The 19923-nt window shown below is 69.9% G+C and carries 20 protein-coding genes; 6 read left to right on the top strand and 14 right to left on the bottom strand.

Annotation, left to right across the window (positions count from 1 at the left end):
* Positions 1-3: 3 nt before the first annotated feature.
* Genes G4D83_RS33855 through G4D83_RS33845 form a run of 3 tightly spaced genes read right to left on the bottom strand, consistent with a single transcriptional unit; the run spans position 4 to position 2650 of the window.
* On the bottom strand, positions 4-630 hold the full coding sequence (locus G4D83_RS33855) for a class II aldolase/adducin family protein (RefSeq protein WP_176434284.1): 627 nt from the start codon (positions 628-630) through the stop codon (positions 4-6).
* Positions 631-662: 32 nt separating this feature from the next.
* Positions 663-1769 (bottom strand): S-methyl-5-thioribose-1-phosphate isomerase, encoded by a 1107-nt coding sequence (gene mtnA, locus G4D83_RS33850; protein ID WP_163869009.1) that lies wholly within the window; start codon positions 1767-1769, stop codon positions 663-665.
* Positions 1766-2650: an S-methyl-5'-thioadenosine phosphorylase gene (locus G4D83_RS33845; RefSeq protein WP_163869008.1), complete on the bottom strand. Its 885-nt coding sequence runs from the start codon at positions 2648-2650 to the stop codon at positions 1766-1768. The genes mtnA and G4D83_RS33845 overlap by 4 nt, the downstream gene beginning before the upstream one ends.
* A 107-nt stretch (positions 2651-2757) precedes the next feature.
* Here G4D83_RS33845 and G4D83_RS33840 point away from each other — a divergent pair, with 107 nt between their 5' ends.
* The 4 genes from G4D83_RS33840 to G4D83_RS33825 all read left to right on the top strand — a co-directional run bounded on the left by G4D83_RS33840 (position 2758) and on the right by G4D83_RS33825 (position 4712).
* Positions 2758-3129 (top strand): ArsR/SmtB family transcription factor, encoded by a 372-nt coding sequence (locus G4D83_RS33840; RefSeq protein WP_176434277.1) that lies wholly within the window; start codon positions 2758-2760, stop codon positions 3127-3129.
* A complete protein-coding gene (locus G4D83_RS33835) occupies positions 3126-3599 on the top strand; it encodes an SRPBCC family protein (protein WP_163869007.1) in 474 nt (157 codons plus the stop codon). The genes G4D83_RS33840 and G4D83_RS33835 overlap by 4 nt, the downstream gene beginning before the upstream one ends.
* The gene (locus G4D83_RS33830) at positions 3592-4125 is read left to right on the top strand and encodes an SRPBCC family protein (RefSeq protein ID WP_163869006.1); all 534 of its coding nucleotides are present in this window, start codon (positions 3592-3594) and stop codon (positions 4123-4125) included. Before G4D83_RS33835 ends, G4D83_RS33830 begins: the two co-directional genes overlap by 8 nt.
* Positions 4126-4271: 146 nt before the next feature.
* Complete coding sequence (locus G4D83_RS33825; protein ID WP_205522781.1) at positions 4272-4712, top strand: CBS domain-containing protein; 441 nt, start codon at positions 4272-4274, stop codon at positions 4710-4712.
* A 56-nt stretch (positions 4713-4768) separates the two neighbouring features.
* Here G4D83_RS33825 and G4D83_RS33820 read toward each other — a convergent pair whose 3' ends face one another.
* From G4D83_RS33820 to G4D83_RS33800, 5 genes are all read right to left on the bottom strand, one after another.
* A complete protein-coding gene (locus tag G4D83_RS33820) occupies positions 4769-5578 on the bottom strand; it encodes an alpha/beta hydrolase (RefSeq protein WP_163869005.1) in 810 nt (269 codons plus the stop codon).
* A 35-nt stretch (positions 5579-5613) separates the two neighbouring features.
* Entirely contained in the window at positions 5614-6843 is a 1230-nt protein-coding gene (locus G4D83_RS33815; RefSeq protein WP_163869004.1) for a DUF1501 domain-containing protein, read from the bottom strand.
* 126 nt (positions 6844-6969) lie between these two features.
* Positions 6970-8376 (bottom strand): tetratricopeptide repeat protein, encoded by a 1407-nt coding sequence (locus tag G4D83_RS33810; protein WP_163869003.1) that lies wholly within the window; start codon positions 8374-8376, stop codon positions 6970-6972.
* A 19-nt stretch (positions 8377-8395) separates the two neighbouring features.
* Positions 8396-9058, bottom strand: a complete 663-nt coding sequence (locus G4D83_RS33805) for a hypothetical protein (RefSeq protein ID WP_163869002.1) — start codon at positions 9056-9058, stop codon at positions 8396-8398.
* A gap of 117 nt (positions 9059-9175) precedes the next feature.
* Entirely contained in the window at positions 9176-10813 is a 1638-nt protein-coding gene (locus tag G4D83_RS33800) for a DUF1800 domain-containing protein (RefSeq protein ID WP_163869001.1), read from the bottom strand.
* A gap of 244 nt (positions 10814-11057) precedes the next feature.
* Here G4D83_RS33800 and G4D83_RS33795 point away from each other — a divergent pair, with 244 nt between their 5' ends.
* Positions 11058-12920 (top strand): protein-arginine deiminase family protein, encoded by a 1863-nt coding sequence (locus G4D83_RS33795; protein WP_240356900.1) that lies wholly within the window; start codon positions 11058-11060, stop codon positions 12918-12920.
* Entirely contained in the window at positions 12917-13837 is a 921-nt protein-coding gene (locus tag G4D83_RS33790; RefSeq protein ID WP_163869000.1) for a hypothetical protein, read from the top strand. The genes G4D83_RS33795 and G4D83_RS33790 overlap by 4 nt, the downstream gene beginning before the upstream one ends.
* A gap of 7 nt (positions 13838-13844) precedes the next feature.
* Here G4D83_RS33790 and G4D83_RS33785 read toward each other — a convergent pair whose 3' ends face one another.
* From G4D83_RS33785 to G4D83_RS33760, 6 genes are all read right to left on the bottom strand, one after another.
* The gene (locus G4D83_RS33785; protein WP_163868999.1) at positions 13845-14549 is read right to left on the bottom strand and encodes a response regulator transcription factor; all 705 of its coding nucleotides are present in this window, start codon (positions 14547-14549) and stop codon (positions 13845-13847) included.
* On the bottom strand, positions 14546-16369 hold the full coding sequence (locus tag G4D83_RS33780; protein WP_163868998.1) for a sensor histidine kinase: 1824 nt from the start codon (positions 16367-16369) through the stop codon (positions 14546-14548). Before G4D83_RS33780 ends, G4D83_RS33785 begins: the two co-directional genes overlap by 4 nt.
* Before the next feature lie 8 nt (positions 16370-16377).
* On the bottom strand, positions 16378-17805 hold the full coding sequence (locus G4D83_RS33775) for a YfbK domain-containing protein (protein WP_163868997.1): 1428 nt from the start codon (positions 17803-17805) through the stop codon (positions 16378-16380).
* A 121-nt stretch (positions 17806-17926) separates the two neighbouring features.
* Positions 17927-18619, bottom strand: coding sequence for a M15 family metallopeptidase (locus G4D83_RS33770; protein ID WP_163868996.1), 693 nt, complete (start codon positions 18617-18619; stop codon positions 17927-17929).
* 2 nt (positions 18620-18621) lie between these two features.
* Positions 18622-19314, bottom strand: a complete 693-nt coding sequence (gene queC / locus G4D83_RS33765; protein WP_163868995.1) for a 7-cyano-7-deazaguanine synthase QueC — start codon at positions 19312-19314, stop codon at positions 18622-18624.
* Complete coding sequence (locus G4D83_RS33760) at positions 19314-19913, bottom strand: hypothetical protein (protein WP_163868994.1); 600 nt, start codon at positions 19911-19913, stop codon at positions 19314-19316. Before G4D83_RS33760 ends, queC begins: the two co-directional genes overlap by 1 nt.
* Between the last annotated feature and the right edge of the window lie 10 nt (positions 19914-19923).

The following is a 19923-nucleotide window of genomic DNA, read 5'->3' as shown; positions in this document are numbered from 1 at the left end:
TTTTCAGGACGCCACGGGCGGCGACTGCTGCCCGTACGTCTTGAACTTCTCCAGCACCCGCGCCATCTCCGCGTCGTCGAGCAGCACGGGCTCGCCCACTTGAAGCGCCCGCCAGTACATGGCCGCGAGCGTCTCCACCTCCACCGCCAGCTTGAAGGCTCCGGCCAGATTGCTCCCCAGCGCGAGCATGCCGTGGTTCGCCATCAGGCAGGCCTTGCGGCCCTCCAGCGCCTCCAGCACGTGACGCGCCAGCGCATCGGTGCCGAACGTCGCATAGGCCGCGCAGCGCACGTCCACGCCTCCCGCCGCGCAGACCATGTAGTGGAAGGCGGGAATGCCCCGGCGCAGACACGCCAGCGTGGTGCAGAACATGGAGTGCGCGTGCAGCACCGCGCCCACCTCCGGACGCGCCACCAGGATGTCCCGGTGGAGCTGCCACTCCGACGAGGGGCGCCTGCGTCCCTCGTGGCTCCCGTCCATGCGCATGAGGACGATGTCTTCCGGCGTCAGTGCGTCGTAGTCCATGCCGGTGGGCGTCAGCAGGAAGCCCTCCTCCACGCGCAGGCTCAGGTTGCCGGATGTCCCCTGGTTGAGCCCCGACGCGTTCATCTTCCGGCAGGTGGCAATCATCGCCTCGCGCGAGGCGCGGTCATCCCGGCCGCTCACGACACACCCCTCGCGCGCTCCGGGAAGAGCGAGCGCAGCCCCTCCTCGGTGGCGGGACACACGCCCCGCTCGGTGATGAGCGCCGTCACCAGCCGCGCTGGAGTCACGTCGAACGCGTAGTTGGCGGAAGGGCTGCCCTCCGGCGTCACCCGCACCGTGGCCACTTCACCCGACGCCAGCCGCCCGGTGACGTCGCTCAGCTCCCGGCCGTCGCGCTGCTCAATCGGAATCTCCCGCACGCCGTCCCTCAGGCTCCAGTCGATGGTGGGCGAGGGCAGCGCCACGTAGAAGGGCACGCCGTTGTCCTTCGCCGCCAGCGCCTTCAGGTAGGTGCCAATCTTGTTCGCCACGTCCCCGTGCGCCGTGGTGCGGTCCGTGCCGACGATGCAGAGGTCCACCTGTCCGTGCTGCATCAGGTGGCCTCCCACGTTGTCGGCGATGACGGTGTGCGGGACGCCGTGCTGGCCCAGCTCCCAGGCCGTCAGCCCCGCGCCCTGGTTGCGAGGACGCGTCTCGTCCACCCAGACATGCACGGGCAGCCCCGCGTCGTGCGCCAGGTAGATGGGCGACAGCGCCGTGCCCCAGTCCACCGTCGCCAGCCACCCGGCGTTGCAGTGCGTGAGCACGTCCAGCCGTCCCCGACGGCCCTTCCGCGCCCAGGCGGCCTCCAGCAGCTTCAGGCCGTGCCCGCCCATGGCGCGGTTGATGGCCACGTCCTCGTCGCACAGCTCGGCCGCGCGCTTCTTCGCGGCGCCCTCTCGCTCGGAGACGGGCAGCGGCTCCAGCAGCCGGCGCATCTGCTCCAGCGCCCAGTGCAGGTTGACGGCGGTGGGACGCGTCGCGCCCAGGACGGAGAGGGCCCGGCTCAGCGCCGCGTCCGACGCGTCCTCGCGCAGCGCCAGCCAGACGCCATACGCGGCGGTGGCGCCGATGAGCGGAGCGCCTCGCACCCGCATCTCGCGGATGGCGTGCGCGGCCTCTTCCAACGTGACGAGTCGCGCGGTGACGAAGGCATGGGGCAGGCGCGTCTGGTCGATGATGCCCACCGCCTGCCCGTCGGGCTCCAGCCAGAGGGAGCGCGTGGGCTTGCCCTGGACCTTCATCGGCTCAGCACCCGGCCGGCCACGGCGGACAGCTTCTGTACGAGCGCGGAATCCCGAGCCTCGGGCGCGGTGATGAGCGCGTGGTCCAGGGCGCGCTGGCAACCCTGGCGACAGGGCCCCTCGTGCCCGCCGAGCAGCGGGGCCACCTGCTTCACCAGCCCGCGCGCCTTGCCCGCGTTGCCCAGCAGTACGGACACCACCTGGTCCACGGTGACGGCGTCATGGTCCGGATGCCAGCAATCGAAGTCCGTCACCATGGCCACCGTCGCGTAACAGAGCTCCGCTTCCCGGGCGAGCTTCGCCTCCGGCATGTTCGTCATGCCGATGACGTCACAGCCCCACGTCCGGTACAGCCGGCTCTCCGCCAGCGAGGAGAACTGCGGCCCCTCCATCGCCAGGTAGGTGCCGCCCCGCCGAGCGGCCACGCCCAGCGTCTCGCACGCGGACATCACCGCGTCTCCCAGCCGCGAGCACACCGGCTTCGCCATGGACACGTGCGCCACGAGCCCCGTGCCGAAGAAGCTCTTCTCCCGCGCGAAGGTCCGGTCGATGAACTGGTCCACCACCACGAAGACGCCCGGCGGCAGGTCCTCGCGCAGGCTGCCCACGGCGGACAGCGAGAGCAGGTCCGTCACCCCGCTGCGCTTGAGCGCGTCGACGTTCGCCCGGAAGTTGATGTCGCTCGGGGCGATTCGGTGGCCCCGGCCATGGCGCGGCAGGAAGACGACGCGCTGCCCCTCCAGCGTGCCGAAGCACAGCTCGTCGGACGGCTCGCCAAACGGAGAGGCCACCTTCTTCCAGGTGACGTCCTTCAAACCGTCAATCTGGTACAGGCCGCTGCCACCGATGATGCCGATGACGGGTGTCGAGGCATGGGACATGGGCGCGTCTCCCGATAATGAAAGGCGCGCCCAGCGTACCAGCCTCCCCACCCGGGGCCCCAGCTTCGCCGGTTGACAGTCCCGAGCGCGGGTTTATATTCAACCTTATGGTTGAACAACATGCCACCCAGCTCGACAATACCTTCCACGCGCTGTCGGACCCGACCCGACGGGCGATGCTGCGCAGCCTGTCCTCGCACGAGCGCAGCGTGGGCGAGTTGGCGGCCCCCTTCCGGATGTCCCTGGCCGCCGCCTCCAAGCACATCAAGGTGCTGGAGCGCGCGGGGCTGGTGCGCCGCGAGGTGAAGGGCCGCACGCACGTGTGCCGACTGGACGCGAAACCCCTGTCGGAGGTGCGCGACTGGCTCCACTACTACGAGCGCTTCTGGAGCGAGAGCCTGGACGCCCTGGAGGCGCTCCTTCGAGCAGACACACCTTCCCCCGCTGCATCCCCTCGCAAGAAAGGACGCTCGCGATGAGCACCGACACCTCCATCCAGGTCCAGCTCGTCCGCCACTTCGACACGCCCGCCGAGCGCGTCTTCGACGCCTGGGTCGACGCGAAGCTCCTGGGCCAGTGGATGTTCGGCCCGCGCGTCCGCACCGAGCAGGTCCTCCACCTCCACGTCGACGCTCGCGTGGGCGGCACGTTCTCCTTCCTCGTGCGTCGAGGGGAGACGGACATCGACCACATCGGCACGTACCTGGAGGTCGACCGTCCGCGCCGCCTCGTCTTCACCTGGGCCATTCGCGAGGACGTCATGACGGAAGAGGACATCAGCCGAGTGAGTCTGGACTTCCGTCCCCAGGGCACGGGCTGCGAGCTGACGCTGACCCACGTCATGTCCTCCAAGTGGGCCGAGTACGCCGACCGCACGCAGGCGGGCTGGGCCACCATGCTCACCGCCCTCACCCGCGCGCTCGTCCCTCAGGAGTCGCACCATGGCTGAGTACGGAGCCGTCACCGAGCCGCAGACGGTGCGCCTGGAGCGCGTGTTGCCCGGGCCCATCGAACGCGTCTGGGAGTTCCTCACGGACTCGGAGAAGCGCGGTCAGTGGCTGGCGGCAGGAGCGCTGGAGCCGCGCGAGGGAGGCCGCGTCGAGCTGCGCTTCCTCCACTCCACGCTCTCCCACGAGCCCGTGCCCAAGCGCTACGAGGTCATGCGCGATGGCCACCGGCACATCGGTCACGTCACCCGCTACGAGCCTCCCCACGCGCTGAGCTACACCTGGGCCGAGCAGACGGGCGCTCCCTCCGAGGTGACGTTCGAGCTGAGCGAGCGCGGCACCGAGGTGCTGCTCGTCCTCACGCACCGCCGGCTCGTCACTCGCGCCGACCGGGTCAACGTCGCCAGCGGCTGGGACACGCACCTGGGCATCCTCGACGACCGTCTCTCCGGTCGGGAGCCTCGGGGCTTCTGGTCCACGCATGCCCGACTCGAAGCCGAGTACGAGCAGCGACTTCCCCACGACTGACGCCCCTCGCCCCGTCGCTGGCCAGTCCTCGAACCACGCCCCCGCATCCCGGGCCGACCGAACGGCGGACGCTCTGGACTCACCCTGTCGCCTTCCGCGAAGAGGTCCACCTTCCCGGGGAGAGTCATACGCCCCGGGAGGCCGCCATGAACGTCGAAGAAGTCATGTCCGAGAACCCCGTCACCTGCCTGCCGGACACCGGCATCGAGCAGGCGGCGCGGTGGATGGTGGAATGCGACTGCGGGGCCCTGCCCATCATCGACGTGGACAACAGGCCCATCGGCGTCATCACTGACAGGGACATCACCTGTCGCATCATCGCCAAGGGGAAGGACCCCTACATGCTCAACGTGAGCGATGCGATGTCCACTCCCGCGGCCACCGTGTATCGCGACACCAGCCTGGAGGACTGCCTGGAGTTGATGGAGCAGAGCCAGGTCCGTCGCATGGTGGTGCTCGATGACGAAGGCTCCGTCTGCGGCATGGTGGCGCAGGCGGACCTGGTGAAGCAGTTGGGCGCGGAGGAGACCGCGGAGCTGATGCGCGAGGTGTCCGTCGACTCCGAGTCCCCCTCGCAGGTCCACTGAATCGAAGACACCCCCTCGGGGCGCGCGACAACGACACCCGCGCCCCGGGGCCCGCTTCAGCTTCCGCCCAGGGCGAACACGGCCATGCGGCGCACGCGTTCCAGCCCCGACTGCTCCAGCACATCGTTGTGGCCCGCTCCGGGCACCGTCTCCACGGTGGCGTGAGGGAAGCGCGCGCCCAGCCTGCGCCCCATCTCCACCGGAATGAGCGTGTCCTGCTCCCCATGGATGATGAGCACCGGCAGGGTGATATCCGGCGCCTTCGACGTGGAGTCGAAGCGGTCCCTCATCAGCAGGGACGCGGGGAGGAATGGAAAGGCCAGCCCCGCCACCTCCCAGATGGAGGTGTAGGGCGCCACCAACATGATGCGCGCGCCGTGGCCCCGACGCGCCATCTCCACCGCCACGCCCGTGCCCAGACTGCGGCCACTGAGCACGGTGCGCTCCGACGGCACGCCCTGCCCTCGCAGCATCGCCAGCGCCGCCTCGGCAGCCGCGTAGATGCCCTGCTCCGAGGGTTGTCCGGGCGACGCGCCATAACCCGGGTACTCGACGGCCAGGAAGCCCAGGCCGTTCTGGTTCATCACCGTGCCCAGGTCGAGCTGGTCCAGCAGCTGCTCTCCGTTGCCATGGAAGTGCACCACTGTCGGCGCCCCAGGAGGCCCTGGGAGCTGGAGCACGTCCACGTATGCCTCACCCGTCAACGGCAGGCGCCGGAAGCCGAGCTGCGCTGGCAGCGGTATGGGCGCCTTGGGCGCCGGGTAGAGCAACGGACGCTGGAGCGCGAAGGCCGCGACACACAGGCCCAGGTACACCACCGCGAAGACGGAGAGGACGATGAGGAGCACGCGACGTGGCCGGACCATGAGAGTCCCTCCAGTCTGCCCCATCCTGGCCCGCGCTACGCGAAGAGGCCCAGCGACGGGCCCGGGGTGAAGCCTGGGAACACCCGCGTCAGGTCCACGCCAGGACGGCAGGCACTCAGCACCTCGGCCAGTGGCGCGCGCACGTCCGTCCACGCGGGCACGTCCCGGCCGTCCTGGAGCCGGTCCGGGGTGAGCGACTCGAAGCGCCCGTAGACGCGGCCACCCTTCACTCCGCCGCCGAGCACCAGCATCGCGCTGCCCACGCCGTGGTCCGTTCCCCGGCTGCCGTTCTCCCGCACCGTGCGGCCGAACTCCGTCAGCACCACCACCGTCACCCGCCCCAGGAGCGGACCCACGTCCCGCGCGAAGGCGGACAGCGCGCCCGCGAGCTCCGTGCACCGGTTGGCGAAGGTGCCCGTGGCCGCGCCCTGCGCCGCGTGCGTGTCCCAGCCGCCCATCTCCGTCGCCGCTACTTCCAGGCCCACGTCGCCGCGGATGAGCCGAGCGATATCGGCGAGCCGCTGCCCCAGCGGGCCGCGCGGATACTCCACGCCCGAGGTGGGAGGCAGCCGCGCCAGGTGCTGCTCGTCCAACTGGGAGAGCGCATCGAAGGCGCCCTGGCCCGTGGTGCGCAATGCCTGGTCCACCGCACCCGCGTAGAGCGCCGCGAAGCCCCGCGTCGCCTCGGCGCCCCGCTTTCCCGCGCGGAGGCGGAACTCCTCCAGGCGACCCATCGCCAGCGCGCCCGCGTCACCGAACAGCGCGCGAGGCAGCGTGGCTTGCAGGGCCACGGCGCGCAGCGGCGCGGCGGACTCCTCGGCGGAGAGGGCGCGGTTGAGCCAACCGTCCGGCGTCGACTTGCGGCCCGGCGTCCCCGACTCCACGAAGTCCTGTGCGTCGAAGTGCGAGCGCACCGGCGTGGGCAGCCCGACGCCGTGCAGCACCGCGAGGTGGCCCTCGTTCCACAGTGACATCAAGGGAGCCAGCTGGGGATGCAGGCCGAACGGACCCGACAGCTTCAGCGCGGCGCCTTCGCCCGTCGCTCGCAGCGCCAGCGTGGGCCGCGCGCGGTGGTAGGCCGCGTCCTCCACGGGAGGAACCAGGGAGAGGCCATCCACGCCTCCCCGCAGGAACACCGTCACCAGGGTGCGACGCGAGGCAGGTGAAGCGAGTGCCCGGTTGGAGAGCGAGGGGGCGAAGGCCAGCCCCACACCGGAGAGGCCCAGGGCGCGCAGCAGGAGGCGTCGGGACAGCAGCAGGCTCATGGTTTCCGTGAAGCTCCGGCGAGTGGAGACAGGCTCCGTCCAGCGACACAACACCGGACCCCGCCGGAAGTTACGAACCGCGATTCAGGGGGCCCTGTCCCCCTCTTCCAGACACTCGCGGAGGGCTCAGTGCAGGCGCGTGTCGAAGCCGAGCGCCCGTCCCCCTTCAAAATACTCCGGATGGTCGGCCACCAGCGTGGCTTCCCACTCGTTGACGTCCTTCAACAACCGATGGTCCGGCGCGAGCTTCCGGGCCGCCTCCCAGCACATCCAGGCATCCCCCGTCGCGTATTCGCTCAAGTAGATGTCACCCAGGTCCTTGTAGGCCCCCGCGAGGAACGGGTTGACCTCGATGGCGTCGAGCAGCAGTCCGCGTGCCTCCTCATCCTCCTGGAGCGCGCGGTGGGTGCTGGCCTGGAACGTATTGAGGACGTGTGCCTTGTTTCCGGCGGGCCCTCTCAGCTCGACATAAGTGGCGACCACGGCCCGGGCCTCCGCTTCGTTGCGAGGAGGCTGCGTGAGGGCCTCTCGCAGCCTCCGCACGTGCACGTCGGTCTCCTGCTGAAGGAGGGCCCCGAGTTCCGACGGCGACACATCGGTCTCCAGGCTCAGCTCCATCAGCGCGAGCGTCCCTTCGAGCCCGCGACCGGCCTGGAGGGATTGCTTCGCCTCCGCCATCCGTCGCGTCACCACCTCCTGGTTGTCAGGCACCTCCCCCAGGAGCACACGCTCGATAGAGGCGTTGACGGGGCTGTCCTCATGGGGGCGAAGCACCCGGCGAAGTCCTATGAGCGGAAGCGCGACATCGGGCACGACGTCGACAGCGTGGACGCGCAGCGAGACTTCATGTGCCGGGGACTCGAATGGCTGCCGCGCGAAATAATGGATGTCGCGAGGAATGCGGTCCCCAGAGGCCAGTCGCTCCAGGACAAGTGGGTGGCCCTGATAGACGTACCGCAGGAACTGGACGAACTGTCGGACCTGCTCGGGCGGAGCATCCGTCCCTTCGTCGGAGAACGAGAACAGCCGACGTCCCGCGGCGGTGGCGAACACGGTGTGCCCCCGCTCCGACACGACCGAGATATCGCTCCGCGTCGACCCACCGATGACGGACCGGAAGAAGCCACGGAGCCCGCCGCTCCAAGGAGTCTCGCTGTCAATCGTCCGCCCTCGCGACTTGTCGAGCGCCGAGAGGTGATGTTCCACCATGACGGGCTCGAGCTCCGCCGTGTCGCCCTTTCCGGCGGCAATCACGGACCGACCCAGCTCACGGTTGGCCAGCTCCATGTGACGAAAGCCCACGGTCGCGAACAGCGACTCCTCCCGGTACGTCCTCGCGGCCTCATCCAGCACGATGCGACGGCGGCGCGCGAAATCCAGGAGGACGTCCGTCCCTGAAGCTTCGCGATAGCGAAGCCAGTCCCGCTCCAGCCTGACCTGCATCGTCCGGTTCCGGGCGGGAACAGGCTCCGCACCCTTCGGCCCGGCTCTTCCGCCGGACTCGGTGACGCGCAGCTTCAGGTCGAGCGCCATGTCCCCTCCAGATGGCTGCCTAGAGAATGGCCCTGACGAAGAGAGATGAGACCCACACGGCCCAGAGGAGTGAAATGGCGAGCAGGACGGCGGCGACCGGGCGCACCCACGTCGGCGTCGGCGACTTTTCGCGCCAGGGCAAGAGCATCAGGTAGCCGCCCGCCAGCGAGGGAATGGGGAGCAGGTTCAGGGACGCCATCCGCGCGCTCATGATGCCCCACGCCCGCACCAGCTCTCCGTCACGGAGCAACCCGACGAAGCGCTCCACGCGCCCCGGCAGCGCGGGGAGGTTGAACACCGCGGGGAAGCCCTCGGTGAACTGATGGAAACCCTCCGCGGGCCCCAGGCACGCCATGGCGACGCCAATCTGCACGTACCAGGGCACGGCCAGGGCCAGGGCATGCAGCGGGGGTGGCAGCGCGAGCAGCCGGCTCTTGAGCGTCTCCGTCGAACCTTCCTCCGCCTCAGGCACGAACGACGCGGAGCTGCCCAGGGTGATGGGGTGCAGGCTCCAACCGATGCCGGCCATGCGCCACGCCACCAACTGGGGCCCGTAGCCGATGCGCACCGCGAGAGGGCGCGCCCCGAAGGCACTCGCCACCACCGCTTGCGCCAGCGCCCACATCACGTTGACCGCGAGGAACAGCACCCACAGCCAGAAGAAGAGGGCGACTCTGTCCATGTCTGGAAGTCTAACCTCATTCCACCAGGACTGACTCCCGGGTCCGTCCAGACGCCCTGTGCCTTCTGTCTCGATAACGCACGAGGGCACGGCTCATGAGCGTGTGTCTTTAGCAATCTATTGTCGCTGGAACTCCGGCGAGCCGAGCAACAACCCGGCAACGAGTTGCACATCCACGGGGCTCGGCTCTCCTTCGGCGCTGGCGGCCTCGGTGCGCTTGGACAGCGCCGCGAGCACCGTGGCCCGTGTCTCCTCCGAGGGCGTCGTCCCCAACAGCGCGCGCCCCAGCGTGTCCACCCAGGCCTCCGCCGTGGGCGTCGACGGCGTGGCCAGTGACGCCAGTGACACGCGCGCTCCTGGCACTCGCCCCGACACCAAATCCAGACTGAAGTTGAGCCGGGCCACCAGCGCGCCACTGTTCACCCACGGCGCCGCCACTTCCGGAAAGCCCGTGGGCGCGGGCGCGCGGTAGAGCGGCTCCCCCATCCTCGCCAGCGCCTGCACCAACCTGGGACGCACCTCCACCTGCGCCCCCGTCGCGCGCAACGCCGACACGACGAACTCGAACGGTGTCTTCACCTTCGCCCCGCGTGCCTCGGGCGCCCAGAACTCCGGCGAGTCGATGAGCGCGCGGTACATCGTGGGCAGGTCCCCATCCGAGGAGAGGAACACCTTCGCCAACCGGTCCACCAGCGCCGGCGGCGGCGTGTCCGAGACGAAGCGCCGCGCCAGCTTCGTCGCGAGGTGACGCGCGGTCGCCGGGTGCCGCGCGAGCAGGTCCAACACCTTCTCTCCATCCGCCTCGCCACCGCGCGCGGGGATGACCTGTCCGAGCACCTGCTTGGCCTCCATGTCATGCGCCCGCCGCCGGAAGACGAACTCCGGCTCGCGACGCGGACGCCGGATGCTCCACCCCGTGAAGCTGCGCGCCACCTCCCGCACGTCCTGCTGCGAATAGCCGCCGTCCACGCCCAGCGTGTGCAACTCCAGCAGCTCGCGCGCGTAGTTCTCGTTGAGGCCCGGCTTCGGCTCGGACTCGGCGGGGTCCTCGTCGTCGCCGTCCCCGTCATCCTCCATCATCATCGGCGCCACGCCGCGCCTCGTCAGACGCTGCCCCAGCTTCGGCATCCCGTCGCGAGTGCTCCTCCAGTTGTCCAGGTAGAAGAGCATCGCCGGGTGGCGCGCCGTCGCCTCGAGCAAATCCCTGAAGCGTCCGAAGACATGCGGGCGAATGGCGTCGCGCTCGTAGGACGTCACCATCCACCTCACCGCGCCTTTGTCCGCGGACACGTTGAAGTGGTTGAACCAGAAGTCCACCAGCACCTCCTCGAGCGGATTGGGCCCCTCCACCGCCCGGAGCACCTTGGCGGCGGACAGCTCCAAGCCAATCCGCACGGGCCGCATCAGCTCGCGGCCATCCAGCAGCGCCTGCTCCCGCTCCTTCTTGCCCGGATAGTCGCTGGCGAGCTGGGTCATCGACATCGTCAGGGTCGGAAACTCCTGGAGCTTCGCCTCCAACGCCGCAGACACCGGGGCGTCCTTCCGCGCGAGCCGCTCCTCCACCCAGCCCCGCACGCCCAGCCGGCGGACCTCCGCTAAGTCTCTCTCCGATGGCCCGAAGGCCCACCGCTGAAGCAGGTGCACCTCCGCCCCGGGGCCTTGGTCCGGTGGCGCTTCACTGCGAACGACAGGGTGCGGGGTGCTCGCACATGAGAGCAGCACCACCGCCAGGGAGCAGAGGGACAGAAGGCGCATGACGAAGCCTTGAACACGCGGAGGCGCCCGAAGTTACAGCGCGTTCATCGGCACTCGTCTGCCCTCCCCTCGGGCCGCCTCGACGAAAGCACTCGCGATGTCAACCATCACTTGCCGCGCGAGGTCCGCCCCAGACCACACCAATCGTTGCTTGAACCTGGGGCCAGGATACCTTTCGTATGGATTCCAACGATGGATGGGTGCCCCCCGGCACCAGGCCGGTCAACCATCGACCCGGACCTACATGAGCCCTCCACCCGACATGCGCGTCCCCGCGAGAGCGTCCCTGGGCGTGCTGCTCTCGCTGATGCTGCTCAGCGGCTGCGACGCCTTCGACTGGAACAGCGACACGAGCGGCACCTCGGACCGCCTCACCGCGCCCTTCGAGCCCCATGTGAACCTGCTCGCGGACGTGAATCGCGACGGCACGGTGAACGCGGCCGACGAAACGGACGAGGAGCTGTGGACCGCCGAGCGGGGCGCCATCTTCCTGGCCAACATCGACGATGACCAGAAGCGGTGTGCCTTCAGCATGTCTCCGTCCGCCATGAGCGATGACGCGCTGGAGGCCTGCAACGACGCGGCGGACTCGGAGATCAACGGAGACGAGGACCTGTGGGACCTGGCGCGGCTGCGCGTGGAGCGCTGGGCGGAGGCCCCGGACTACGCGGTGGGCACCGTCTCCGTGGGAGGCCCCGCGAGCGAGAAGGTGCGCCTGTTCAAGCAGATTGGCGACGAGTTCTTCTCGTTCCGCATCCCCAACCTCCTGCCCTTGTCCGCGAAGGACTTGAGGGAGGGCGTGAGCATCGCCCTCGAGGCGAAGGACATCGTGAGGGACCCGGACCTGTGGGACGGGTACGCGGACGTGGTGCTGACCATCTACCACGTGGACCGGCCGACGGAGCGCTTCCAGGACACGGTGCGCCTGCGCGTCGCGCCGGTGGTGATGTTCCACCACCTGACGCCGGTGCGGAACGTCTACGTATCGCGGCTGGATGACGAGGATTCGTCGCGCTTCCGGCAGGAGCTGGGCGGGGCGCTCGCCGAGTCCGGTGAGCCGACGGCCTTCTCCGAGTTCGCGGTGGATGACCTGTGGGCGCAGGACTATTTCGAGCCCGCGTACATGTCGATGCCCAGGTTGGGTGGCCGAGGCGCCCAGCACGTCATCCAGGTCAACTACCGCGCGGCCAACGCGAACTGGAACTCGTCCCGGATTCCGCTGCGCGAGGCGGGCCGCATCGTCTACTGGCTCCGAGGCAGGGACCAGGCGGCGGTGTCGCAATACCAGCCAGGCCTGTCCGCCGAATCCCAGACGCTCAACTCCCTGGGCAACACGGAGGTCATTCCTCCCTATGAGAAGGACGGCGTGAAGTATCCCCTGGGGCGCCTGTTGCGCGGCCGGGGCCCCAGCTCCGAGCCCGACTTCCAGCCCGACCCCAGCTTCACGAAGATGTTGGACGCGCAGGCCGTCCAGCCGGTGGTGTACCTGGACACGTCCTGGCTCGCGGTGGCGCACGTGGATGAGACCATCAGCTTCCTGCCCGCGAACACACCGCGCGGTTGGATTGCGCTGGTGGCCGACCCCGCCCAGGCGCGGCGCATGTTGATGAAGGCCCTGGAGGAAGGACACGGCGAGTCCAAGCTCTTCGAGGACAGGCGCTGGCTGTACGACCGCCCCGCGGAGGTGACGGTGTCGGCGCTGCTGGACCATGCCGGGGTGATGGACACCAGCGCGAGGGCGGCGCTCGAAATCGACGAGCAACTGCGCATCCTCCGCGCGGAGACGGGCCTCACCGACGACGAGATTGTCCGCGTGCCCTTCCTCTTCCAGAGCGCGCCCAACGGCGCCACGGCGCTGCAACCCGGGACGGTGAATCTCCTGTCGGTGTCGCGCTCGATGGTCATCGCGCCGGACCCGCATGGGCTCGTCATCGACGGGAAGGACATCTTCAAGGCTCAACTCGAGGAGGCCCTGGCGCCGCACGGCATCCGCGTGCACTGGACGGACACCTGGGACCTCTACCACGTGGGCGGCGGCGAGATTCACTGCGCGACGAACAGCGCGCGCGACGTGCCTTCAGCGAAGTGGTGGGAGAGCGGCCGATGATTCGCGCACTGACCTGGAGCATGGGAGCCGCGCTGCTGTTGACACTGTCCGCTTCTTCCGCCCGCGCACAGACGGGCACCGACGACGGGCTGGGCGCGCTCCGGGAGGAAGTGGCGCGCGCGCGCAAGGAGACTCCCGAGGCCTTCGTGCGCCTGGAGGCGGTCATCCCGCAGGTGACGGTCCTGGACGCGAGGAAGCGGGGCACGCTGGCCGCCGCCGCCGCGCTGTTCCGGGATTTGGGCGCGCAGGCGCTGTGGCCCATGGTGGAGCGGCTCGCCTTCGACGACGCGGGGCAGGCGCCGCAGCCCGTGCGCGACTCCGCGAAGCTGGCCCTCCAGGTGGGCATGGTGGAGGCCACCGGTGACTTGCGCGACGCGCGGCTCCTGCCGCTGTGGAAGAGCCTGCTGGAAGGCTCGGAGACCCGGCGTCCCGCGCGCCGTGCCGCCGCGACGGCCCTGGCGAAGCTGGAGTCCCCGGAGGCCGCGGCACTGCTCATCGCCCTCTCCCATCAGGAAGGCTCGCGAGGAGAGACGGTGCGAGAGGCCATGGGCCGGTGTCGCAGGCTGGTGATGGCGCAGGCGCTGGCGGAGGCCCTCGCGCTCAATCCGGCGCCCTCGGAGACGCGTCGGCTCGCCGTGGCGCTGGGCGACGTCGGCTCCTTCTGGGCGTGGAAGACCTCGCAATCGAAGTCCCGCGAGGAGGAAGGCGCCGTGCGCCGCGTGGCCGCCGAGGCCCTGGTCGGCGCCTGGATGAAACAGACCGGCGACATCCAGCAGGCCATCACCCAGGCCCTGTTGCGCGTGGATGCACCGGAGACGGTGTCGCTCATCCAGGCGATGCGGACCCGGACAGAGGAGCCGCGCCGCGCCGCGCTGGAGGACCTGGAGCAGCGGATGCTGCACAACCCGCTGCGCTGAAGCGGCGTCAGGGCGCCTCGATTTCCATGCGGTAGCCCACGCCGCGCACCGTCTGGATGGCGAAGCGCGAGGCGCTGTTCCAGCCAAGCTTCTTCTTCAGGCTGGAGACGAAGTTGTCCACGGTATGCGGGTCCACGACGACGTCGCGGCCCCACACCGCGTCCAGGATGTCGTCGCGGCGCAGCACGCGCTCACGCTCGCGCACCAGGAAGGCGAGCAGGTCGAACTCCGTGCGCGTCAGCTCCACGTTGGTGCCCTCGGGCGTCTCCACCTTGCGGCGGTCCAGGTCCATCCGGTAGCCGCCGAAGCGCACCTGCTTCGCCGGAGCACCGCCACCCGCGCGGCGCACCAGCGCGCCCACCCGGGCCAGCAGCTCGCGCAGGCGGTAGGGCTTGCCCAGGTAGTCCTGCGCGCCCGCCTCGAAGCCGCGCACGACGTCGTCCTCCAGCGTGCGCGCGGTGAGCATCAACACGGGCGACGTGACGCCCTCCTCGCGCAGCGTCCGGCACAGCGTGTAGCCATCTCCGTCCGGCAACATGACGTCCAGGAGGAGGAGCTGGAAGGCGCGGCGCGCCAGGTGCTCGCGAGCCTCGCGCACGGTGGCCGCCTCTTCCACGGCGTAGCCGCCCTGGTGCTCCAGGCTGTCGCGCAGCGCGAGCCGCAGGTTCGGGTCATCCTCCACGAGCAGGATGGTGGGCTGGGTGGGGTTCATGGCGTCGCGTTCGGGGGAAAGGAGAGCTCGAAGGTGGTGCCCTCGGGACTGGAGGCCACCACGTGAAGGGTACCGGAGTGCAGACGCATGATGCGGCGACACAGCGCCAGGCCCAGGCCACTGCCAGCCACTTCCCTGCCCTGTCCTGGCAGGCGGACGAACTCCCCGAAGACGCGCTCCCAGTCCGCTGGGGGAATTCCCACGCCGTTGTCGGAGAAGCGCACGCGTCCACCGGGCAGTGTCTCCACGCGCAGGCGCACGGGGTTGCGCGTGTTGTAGGCGCAGGCGTTGCGCGCGAGGTTGGAGAGCAGCAGGCGCAGGAGCTGGGCGTCGGCGCGCAGCGTGAGCTCCCCTGCTTCCGCCTCCAGCTCCACGGGGACCTTCGACCAGGACTCCAAGTCCCGGCGCAGGAGCGACACGATTTCGTCCAGGCGCACCGGCTCCAACCTGGGCACCCAGCGGCCCTTGTCGATGCGGTTGAAGGACAAGAGGTTCTCCACCAGGAAGCCCAGCCCGTCCGCCTCGCGGACGATGCGCGCCGGATAGTCGCGGGCGTCGGTGCCCTCGGCGAGTCGCCACTCCAGCGTCTCCGCGAGCAGGCGGATGGAGGCCAGCGGCGTGCGAAGTTCATGCGACACGGTGGCCACGAAGTCGCTCTTCAGCTCCAGGAAGCGGTACTTGCGGTGCTGCGCGAGGAAGGCCAGCGCGGCGATGCCCAGGGCCAGCCCCGCGCACAGCACCACCATGCCCGTCTTCAAGCGGTAGCGGCGCTCCAGCGCGGTCTCCGCCCGGGCCCACTCGGGCGTGGCCACCGCCAGCGGCAGCGCTTCCAGCGACAACACTGGCGCGTCTCCGAGCAATCGCACGCTGCCCTCCGCGTCCAGCAACCCGCGCTCGCGCATCTCGCGAGTGAGTGACGCCAGCAACTCCGTGGCGTCCACCGCCACGCCGCGCACCTGGTTGCCACCGCGGGGCTCCAGGTACCACCCGGCACGCACCAGGGCTGGGCCCGGGAGCAAGGCCGGCAGGGGCAGCGGGCTCGCCGTCAGCTCTCGGGCGCGCGACGCGAAGTCGTCCACTGGCGCGCCCACCTTCGTGGACAGCGCGGCCACCCGCTCCATCAGGAACTGGAAGTCCGCTGGGGTGAAGCGCGAGCGGCGTGACAGCAGCAACCGCTGGAGGCCATCCAACCGGCCCCCCTTTCCATCCGCCAGTCCGTCACGCACCAGCGCCTGCATGAGCTGCGGCACCGGGTCGCCGCGCTCCGCGAGCGACTCCAGCACCACCAGCAGGCCCGGCACGTCCCGCGTGGAGGCGAGCACGTATTGCGAGCGATGTTGAAGCAACGCCATCAGCGCCACCGTGGAGGCCCGACGGTCTCCGCGCGTGAGCGCCAGCTCGACCGCCCGCGTCCGCGCGAGCCGCTCCGCCCACGGGTCGTCCAGGTCCTCCGCCACCTCCGTGCCCGCGCGCAACCGTGCGTAGCGTTCGCGGGCGGGCGACACGTCACCGGTGTCGTGAAGCGCCAGGCGGGGCAGCACCTGGGTGCCGCGCTCGCGCAGGTACAGGCCCGTGGCGGGCGCGAGCGGGTCCGCCACCGCGGCCTCCAGGGCGGGCTTCGCCGTCTCCAGTTTGTCGTGCAGTGACTGCGTCAGCGACGCGCGGGCGTACTGCTCCAGCGCCTCGCGTCGCGAGTCGAGCGAGAGGCGCGCGTCCTCCCGCTCGTTGGCGAAGATGCGATGGAGGTAGCCCAGTCCCCAGCCGAGCCCGGCGAGGCCGAGCACGAGGGCGACGAGCATGGGAAGCAACCTGCGGAGCATGCTCGCGGCTACCTTCCGGAGGCCGGGAGGTTGTCGGGGTCCATGTTGGACAGCGAGCCTGGAGGGCCGAAGCGGTCCCTGCGCTGGTCCAGCGCGCCTGCCTTCTTGATGAGCGCACCCAGCTCCACCACGTCCGGACGACTCGCCAGCGGCTCGCCGATTTCCTGCCAGAGCGCATGGAGCCGCGCCCAATCGAGCGTGCGCGTCCAGTAGGAGCCCCGCAGCTTCTCCGCGAAGGCGGCGGCCACGTACGTCAGCCGCGTGGAGGGAGCGACGCGGGTGGCGGAGGAGCGCAGGACACTGGAGGGCAGCAGCTTCTGCACGCGGCGCCACATGGTGTTCTCGCCCTCTTCGTAGAGGACACGCAGCGTGCCGAAGGCGATGGCGGGGCCCATCAGCTTCACTTCGTAGACAGCCGTCACCGAAGTGCCCGCCGCCAGCGGCACGGCCACGGGCTCCGCGTCATCGTCGAACGGCTCCGGCGTGGCGGACTGGTTCTCGTACCCCACCAGGCGATAGCGGGCCACGGCCTTCCGGTCGAACTCCAACTGCACGCCCACGTCGGTGAAGGCCTCGCGGGCCCGCACGCTCACGCGCACGACGTGGTAGCCCTTGCGGCTGGGCGACGGGAAGCCCTCCACGTGGATGGCGAACGGGCCCACCACGTCGCCGTCCTCGCCCGGCTCGAAGCTGTTGACGAAGTCCTCCACCCGCACGGCCTCCTCCGCCGGCAGGGAGTCGCGCGCCAGGTAGCCTCGCGTCAGCGCGTACGACGCCGTGCTCACCTGCAACGTGTACGTGGAGACGCGCTCCTCCTCCGTGTCGATGGTCGGATTGACGCCATGGCCGCGCGTGTCCGAGTCGCGCAGGGGCCTGCTCCCCGGAGTGAAGAAGAGACTCTGCCCCGCCCCCTCCGGCGCGAGCGTCGACGCCTGGGGCAGCGCCCAGGGCGGTGCCCTGTCTCGAATGTCTCCAGCACGGGGGACGACCATCCACGCGACACCATCCGACTCCAGCCGCAGCGGCGGGGCGAACGGCGCCAGCGGCGAGAAGGAGTGGGACGCGGTACCACTCGCCACGGCGGGAGGAAAGGGCGAAGCGAGGGGGGACAACTCCACCGACACGGTGAGCGTCTGGCCCGCCTCCACCTTCACATCCACGCGCGTGGAGGCCTGGAAGGACTCCTTCTCGAAGCGCAGCGAGTAGAGGCCCGCCGGGAGCGAGGGGAGCTGGTAGTGGCCCCGCGCGTCCGTCAGCGTGGTGCGCGGCGACGCGAGGGCCGAGGACGCGGCGGAGACCTTCACCCCCGCGAGAGGTTGCTGGCCGCGCGCCTGGAGGACCGAGCCCGACACCGTGCCCGAGCCGCCCTGGGCCCACGCCGACATGGCGAGGCACAGGAGGACGCCGAGCAGGGAGCGCAGGAGAGCGGTCTTCATCGTGGGACCAACGCGGACACCGGGCGGAGCCTTCCCTTCGGATTCAGCCCAGCGTGCCGCAGGTGGCGCCCGGCTTCATCACCGTTCCATCATGGAGCCAGGGCGTCTTGGACGCTCGGCGCTACTTCACCGGAGCGAAGGGCACGTCCAGCACCGGCCGGGACTTCGCGTCGGGCAGGTCGTAGTGCCACCACTCCATGCGGTTGGGAGCGAAGCCCGCGCCCTCCATCGCCTCGCGCAACACCTCGCGGTGCTGACGGGACACCTCGGTGCCACCCGCGTAGCCGTGGTGCGCCGCCGGCGTGAAGGTGTCGAAGGGCGTGGGCATCTCCACTTCCTTGCCCTCCAGCGTCACCATCGTCAGGTCCACCGCCCCACCCCGGTTGTGGTTGGAGCCCTTCTTCGGGTCCGCCACGTAGCCAGGGACGGGCATGATCTTCCACATCTCGTACTGCACCGCGCGGGGCCGATAGCAGTCGTAGACCTTGAGCCGGTAGCCCTTGGGCCGCAGCGCGTCCGCCGCCGCCTTCAACTTGCGGGCGGACTCGGGCAGCAGCAGGCAGCGCGCCGTGTCCGGGTACACCTGCTTCTTCAGGAAGTTGTCCGCCGTCGCGTACTTCAAGTCGAGCGCCAGGTCCTCCACCACCGTCGTGGCGTCCACGAGCGGCGCGATGTCACCGGGCTTCGCGCCCTTGCCCGACGTGGAACTCGACTTCGCCGTCGCGGGAGGCTTCTGTGCCCCGGCATCCTGGGCCAGCGCCTCGCCGCCCACGCACAGCCCCAGCACCACCGCCCAGCCCAACCGCGTCGTCATGCTCATGCCCCCACCGTGTAGCGCGTCGGGTCCGGGACTCCGGCCTCCTCGAAGCCCTTCTTGCGCAGCACGCAGCTGTCACAGCGCCCACAGCCGAGCCCCTGCGCGTCCGGGTCGTAGCAGGAGTGCGTCATCCCGTAGTCCACGCCCAGGCGCGTGCCCTCGCGGATGATGTCCGCCTTCGTCATCCCAGACAGCGGCGCGTGCACCGTGAAGCTCGCGCCCTCGACGCCCGCCTTGGTGGCCAGGTTCGCCATCTGCTCGAAGGAGCGGATGAACTCCGGCCGGCAGTCGGGATAGCCGCTGTAGTCCACCGCGTTGACGCCGATGTAGATGTCCGTGGAGCCCACCACCTCCGCGAGTCCCAACGCCAGCGAGAGGAACAGCGCGTTGCGCGCCGGCACGTACGTCACCGGGATGCCGTGGCTCATCTCGTCGGCCGGCCGGTCCTTGGGCACGTCGATGTCCGCGGTGAGCGCCGAGCCGCCAATCTGGCGCAGGTCGATGCTCACCACCCGGAAGTCCTTCACGCCCATGGCGGCCGCGACGTCACGGGCCCGCTCCAGCTCCACCGCGTGCCGCTGGCCATACGCCACGGCCAGACACACCGGCTCGAAGCCCTTCGCCTTCGCCATGGCCACGCACGTCGTCGAGTCCAGGCCACCCGAAATCAACACCACCGCACGCTTCGCCATCAGTCCCTCCGGACTCCCTGCACCTTGTACGCCGTCTTGCACGTCGTGGGAGTACACGTACAGGAGCCCGGCAGGAAGACATCTGTCAGCGAACCACACGCCAGGGACACGTCGTAGCCATTCTCCGTGGGGGCCGGCGGGCTGGCGTCGGGGATGCCTCCATCGAACGCGGCGCAGTTGCGGTTGAGCAGGCCCGCCTGGCTGTCGCTGAAGAGGGTGACGTTGAGCGACTCCTCAATCTGCGAGTCCTTGCAGCCGGTGCCACAGGAGGAGCGCGGCGCCGTCGCCTTGAGCTGGGAGTCGACGAGCTGCCCCTCGTACTTCGCCTCGCGGTCGAAGCCCTGCACGGTGAACCAGCCGGCGCCTCCGTCGTCGTTCTTGGAGAACGTGCCCTCGAAGCGGAATACGCCGCCGTCGTCGAGCTGCGCGAACTCCGGCATCGCCGCGTCGCAGGTGGTGTTGGCCGGGTCCAACCGTGCCTCGAACTGGAAGGTGCCCAGGAGCTGATTGCCCGGGTACACGGGGTCCGAGAAACAAGCCATGGCCGTCACGAGCGCGGCGGCGGGGAGGACGGAGAAAGCGAAGTGCTTCAGGCGCATACGGCGCGGA

Source organism: Myxococcus eversor (assembly GCF_010894455.1).
In the GTDB taxonomy this organism is placed as follows: Bacteria; Myxococcota; Myxococcia; order Myxococcales; family Myxococcaceae; genus Myxococcus; species Myxococcus eversor.
Note: the sequence above shows the minus strand (reverse complement) of the source record. Positions and strands in the feature narration are given on the sequence as shown.

Excerpts from the sequence above, each read along its gene's own strand:
- G4D83_RS33845 (WP_163869008.1), bottom strand. The coding sequence starts at position 2,650 with ATGTCCCATGCCTCGACACCCGTCATCGGCATCATCGGTGGCAGCGGC.
- G4D83_RS33760 (WP_163868994.1), bottom strand. The coding sequence starts at position 19,913 with ATGCGCCTGAAGCACTTCGCTTTCTCCGTCCTCCCCGCCGCCGCGCTC.
- G4D83_RS33825 (WP_205522781.1), top strand. The coding sequence starts at position 4,272 with ATGAACGTCGAAGAAGTCATGTCCGAGAACCCCGTCACCTGCCTGCCG.
- G4D83_RS33855 (WP_176434284.1), bottom strand. The coding sequence starts at position 630 with ATGATTGCCACCTGCCGGAAGATGAACGCGTCGGGGCTCAACCAGGGG.
- G4D83_RS33815 (WP_163869004.1), bottom strand. The coding sequence starts at position 6,843 with ATGAGCCTGCTGCTGTCCCGACGCCTCCTGCTGCGCGCCCTGGGCCTC.
- G4D83_RS33770 (WP_163868996.1), bottom strand. The coding sequence starts at position 18,619 with ATGACGACGCGGTTGGGCTGGGCGGTGGTGCTGGGGCTGTGCGTGGGC.
- G4D83_RS33840 (WP_176434277.1), top strand. The coding sequence starts at position 2,758 with ATGGTTGAACAACATGCCACCCAGCTCGACAATACCTTCCACGCGCTG.
- G4D83_RS33790 (WP_163869000.1), top strand. The coding sequence starts at position 12,917 with ATGATTCGCGCACTGACCTGGAGCATGGGAGCCGCGCTGCTGTTGACA.
- G4D83_RS33775 (WP_163868997.1), bottom strand. The coding sequence starts at position 17,805 with ATGAAGACCGCTCTCCTGCGCTCCCTGCTCGGCGTCCTCCTGTGCCTC.
- G4D83_RS33785 (WP_163868999.1), bottom strand. The coding sequence starts at position 14,549 with ATGAACCCCACCCAGCCCACCATCCTGCTCGTGGAGGATGACCCGAAC.
- queC (WP_163868995.1), bottom strand. The coding sequence starts at position 19,314 with ATGGCGAAGCGTGCGGTGGTGTTGATTTCGGGTGGCCTGGACTCGACG.
- G4D83_RS33835 (WP_163869007.1), top strand. The coding sequence starts at position 3,126 with ATGAGCACCGACACCTCCATCCAGGTCCAGCTCGTCCGCCACTTCGAC.
- G4D83_RS33820 (WP_163869005.1), bottom strand. The coding sequence starts at position 5,578 with ATGGTCCGGCCACGTCGCGTGCTCCTCATCGTCCTCTCCGTCTTCGCG.
- mtnA (WP_163869009.1), bottom strand. The coding sequence starts at position 1,769 with ATGAAGGTCCAGGGCAAGCCCACGCGCTCCCTCTGGCTGGAGCCCGAC.
- G4D83_RS33780 (WP_163868998.1), bottom strand. The coding sequence starts at position 16,369 with ATGCTCCGCAGGTTGCTTCCCATGCTCGTCGCCCTCGTGCTCGGCCTC.
- G4D83_RS33810 (WP_163869003.1), bottom strand. The coding sequence starts at position 8,376 with ATGGCGCTCGACCTGAAGCTGCGCGTCACCGAGTCCGGCGGAAGAGCC.
- G4D83_RS33830 (WP_163869006.1), top strand. The coding sequence starts at position 3,592 with ATGGCTGAGTACGGAGCCGTCACCGAGCCGCAGACGGTGCGCCTGGAG.
- G4D83_RS33800 (WP_163869001.1), bottom strand. The coding sequence starts at position 10,813 with ATGCGCCTTCTGTCCCTCTGCTCCCTGGCGGTGGTGCTGCTCTCATGT.
- G4D83_RS33805 (WP_163869002.1), bottom strand. The coding sequence starts at position 9,058 with ATGGACAGAGTCGCCCTCTTCTTCTGGCTGTGGGTGCTGTTCCTCGCG.
- G4D83_RS33795 (WP_240356900.1), top strand. The coding sequence starts at position 11,058 with ATGAGCCCTCCACCCGACATGCGCGTCCCCGCGAGAGCGTCCCTGGGC.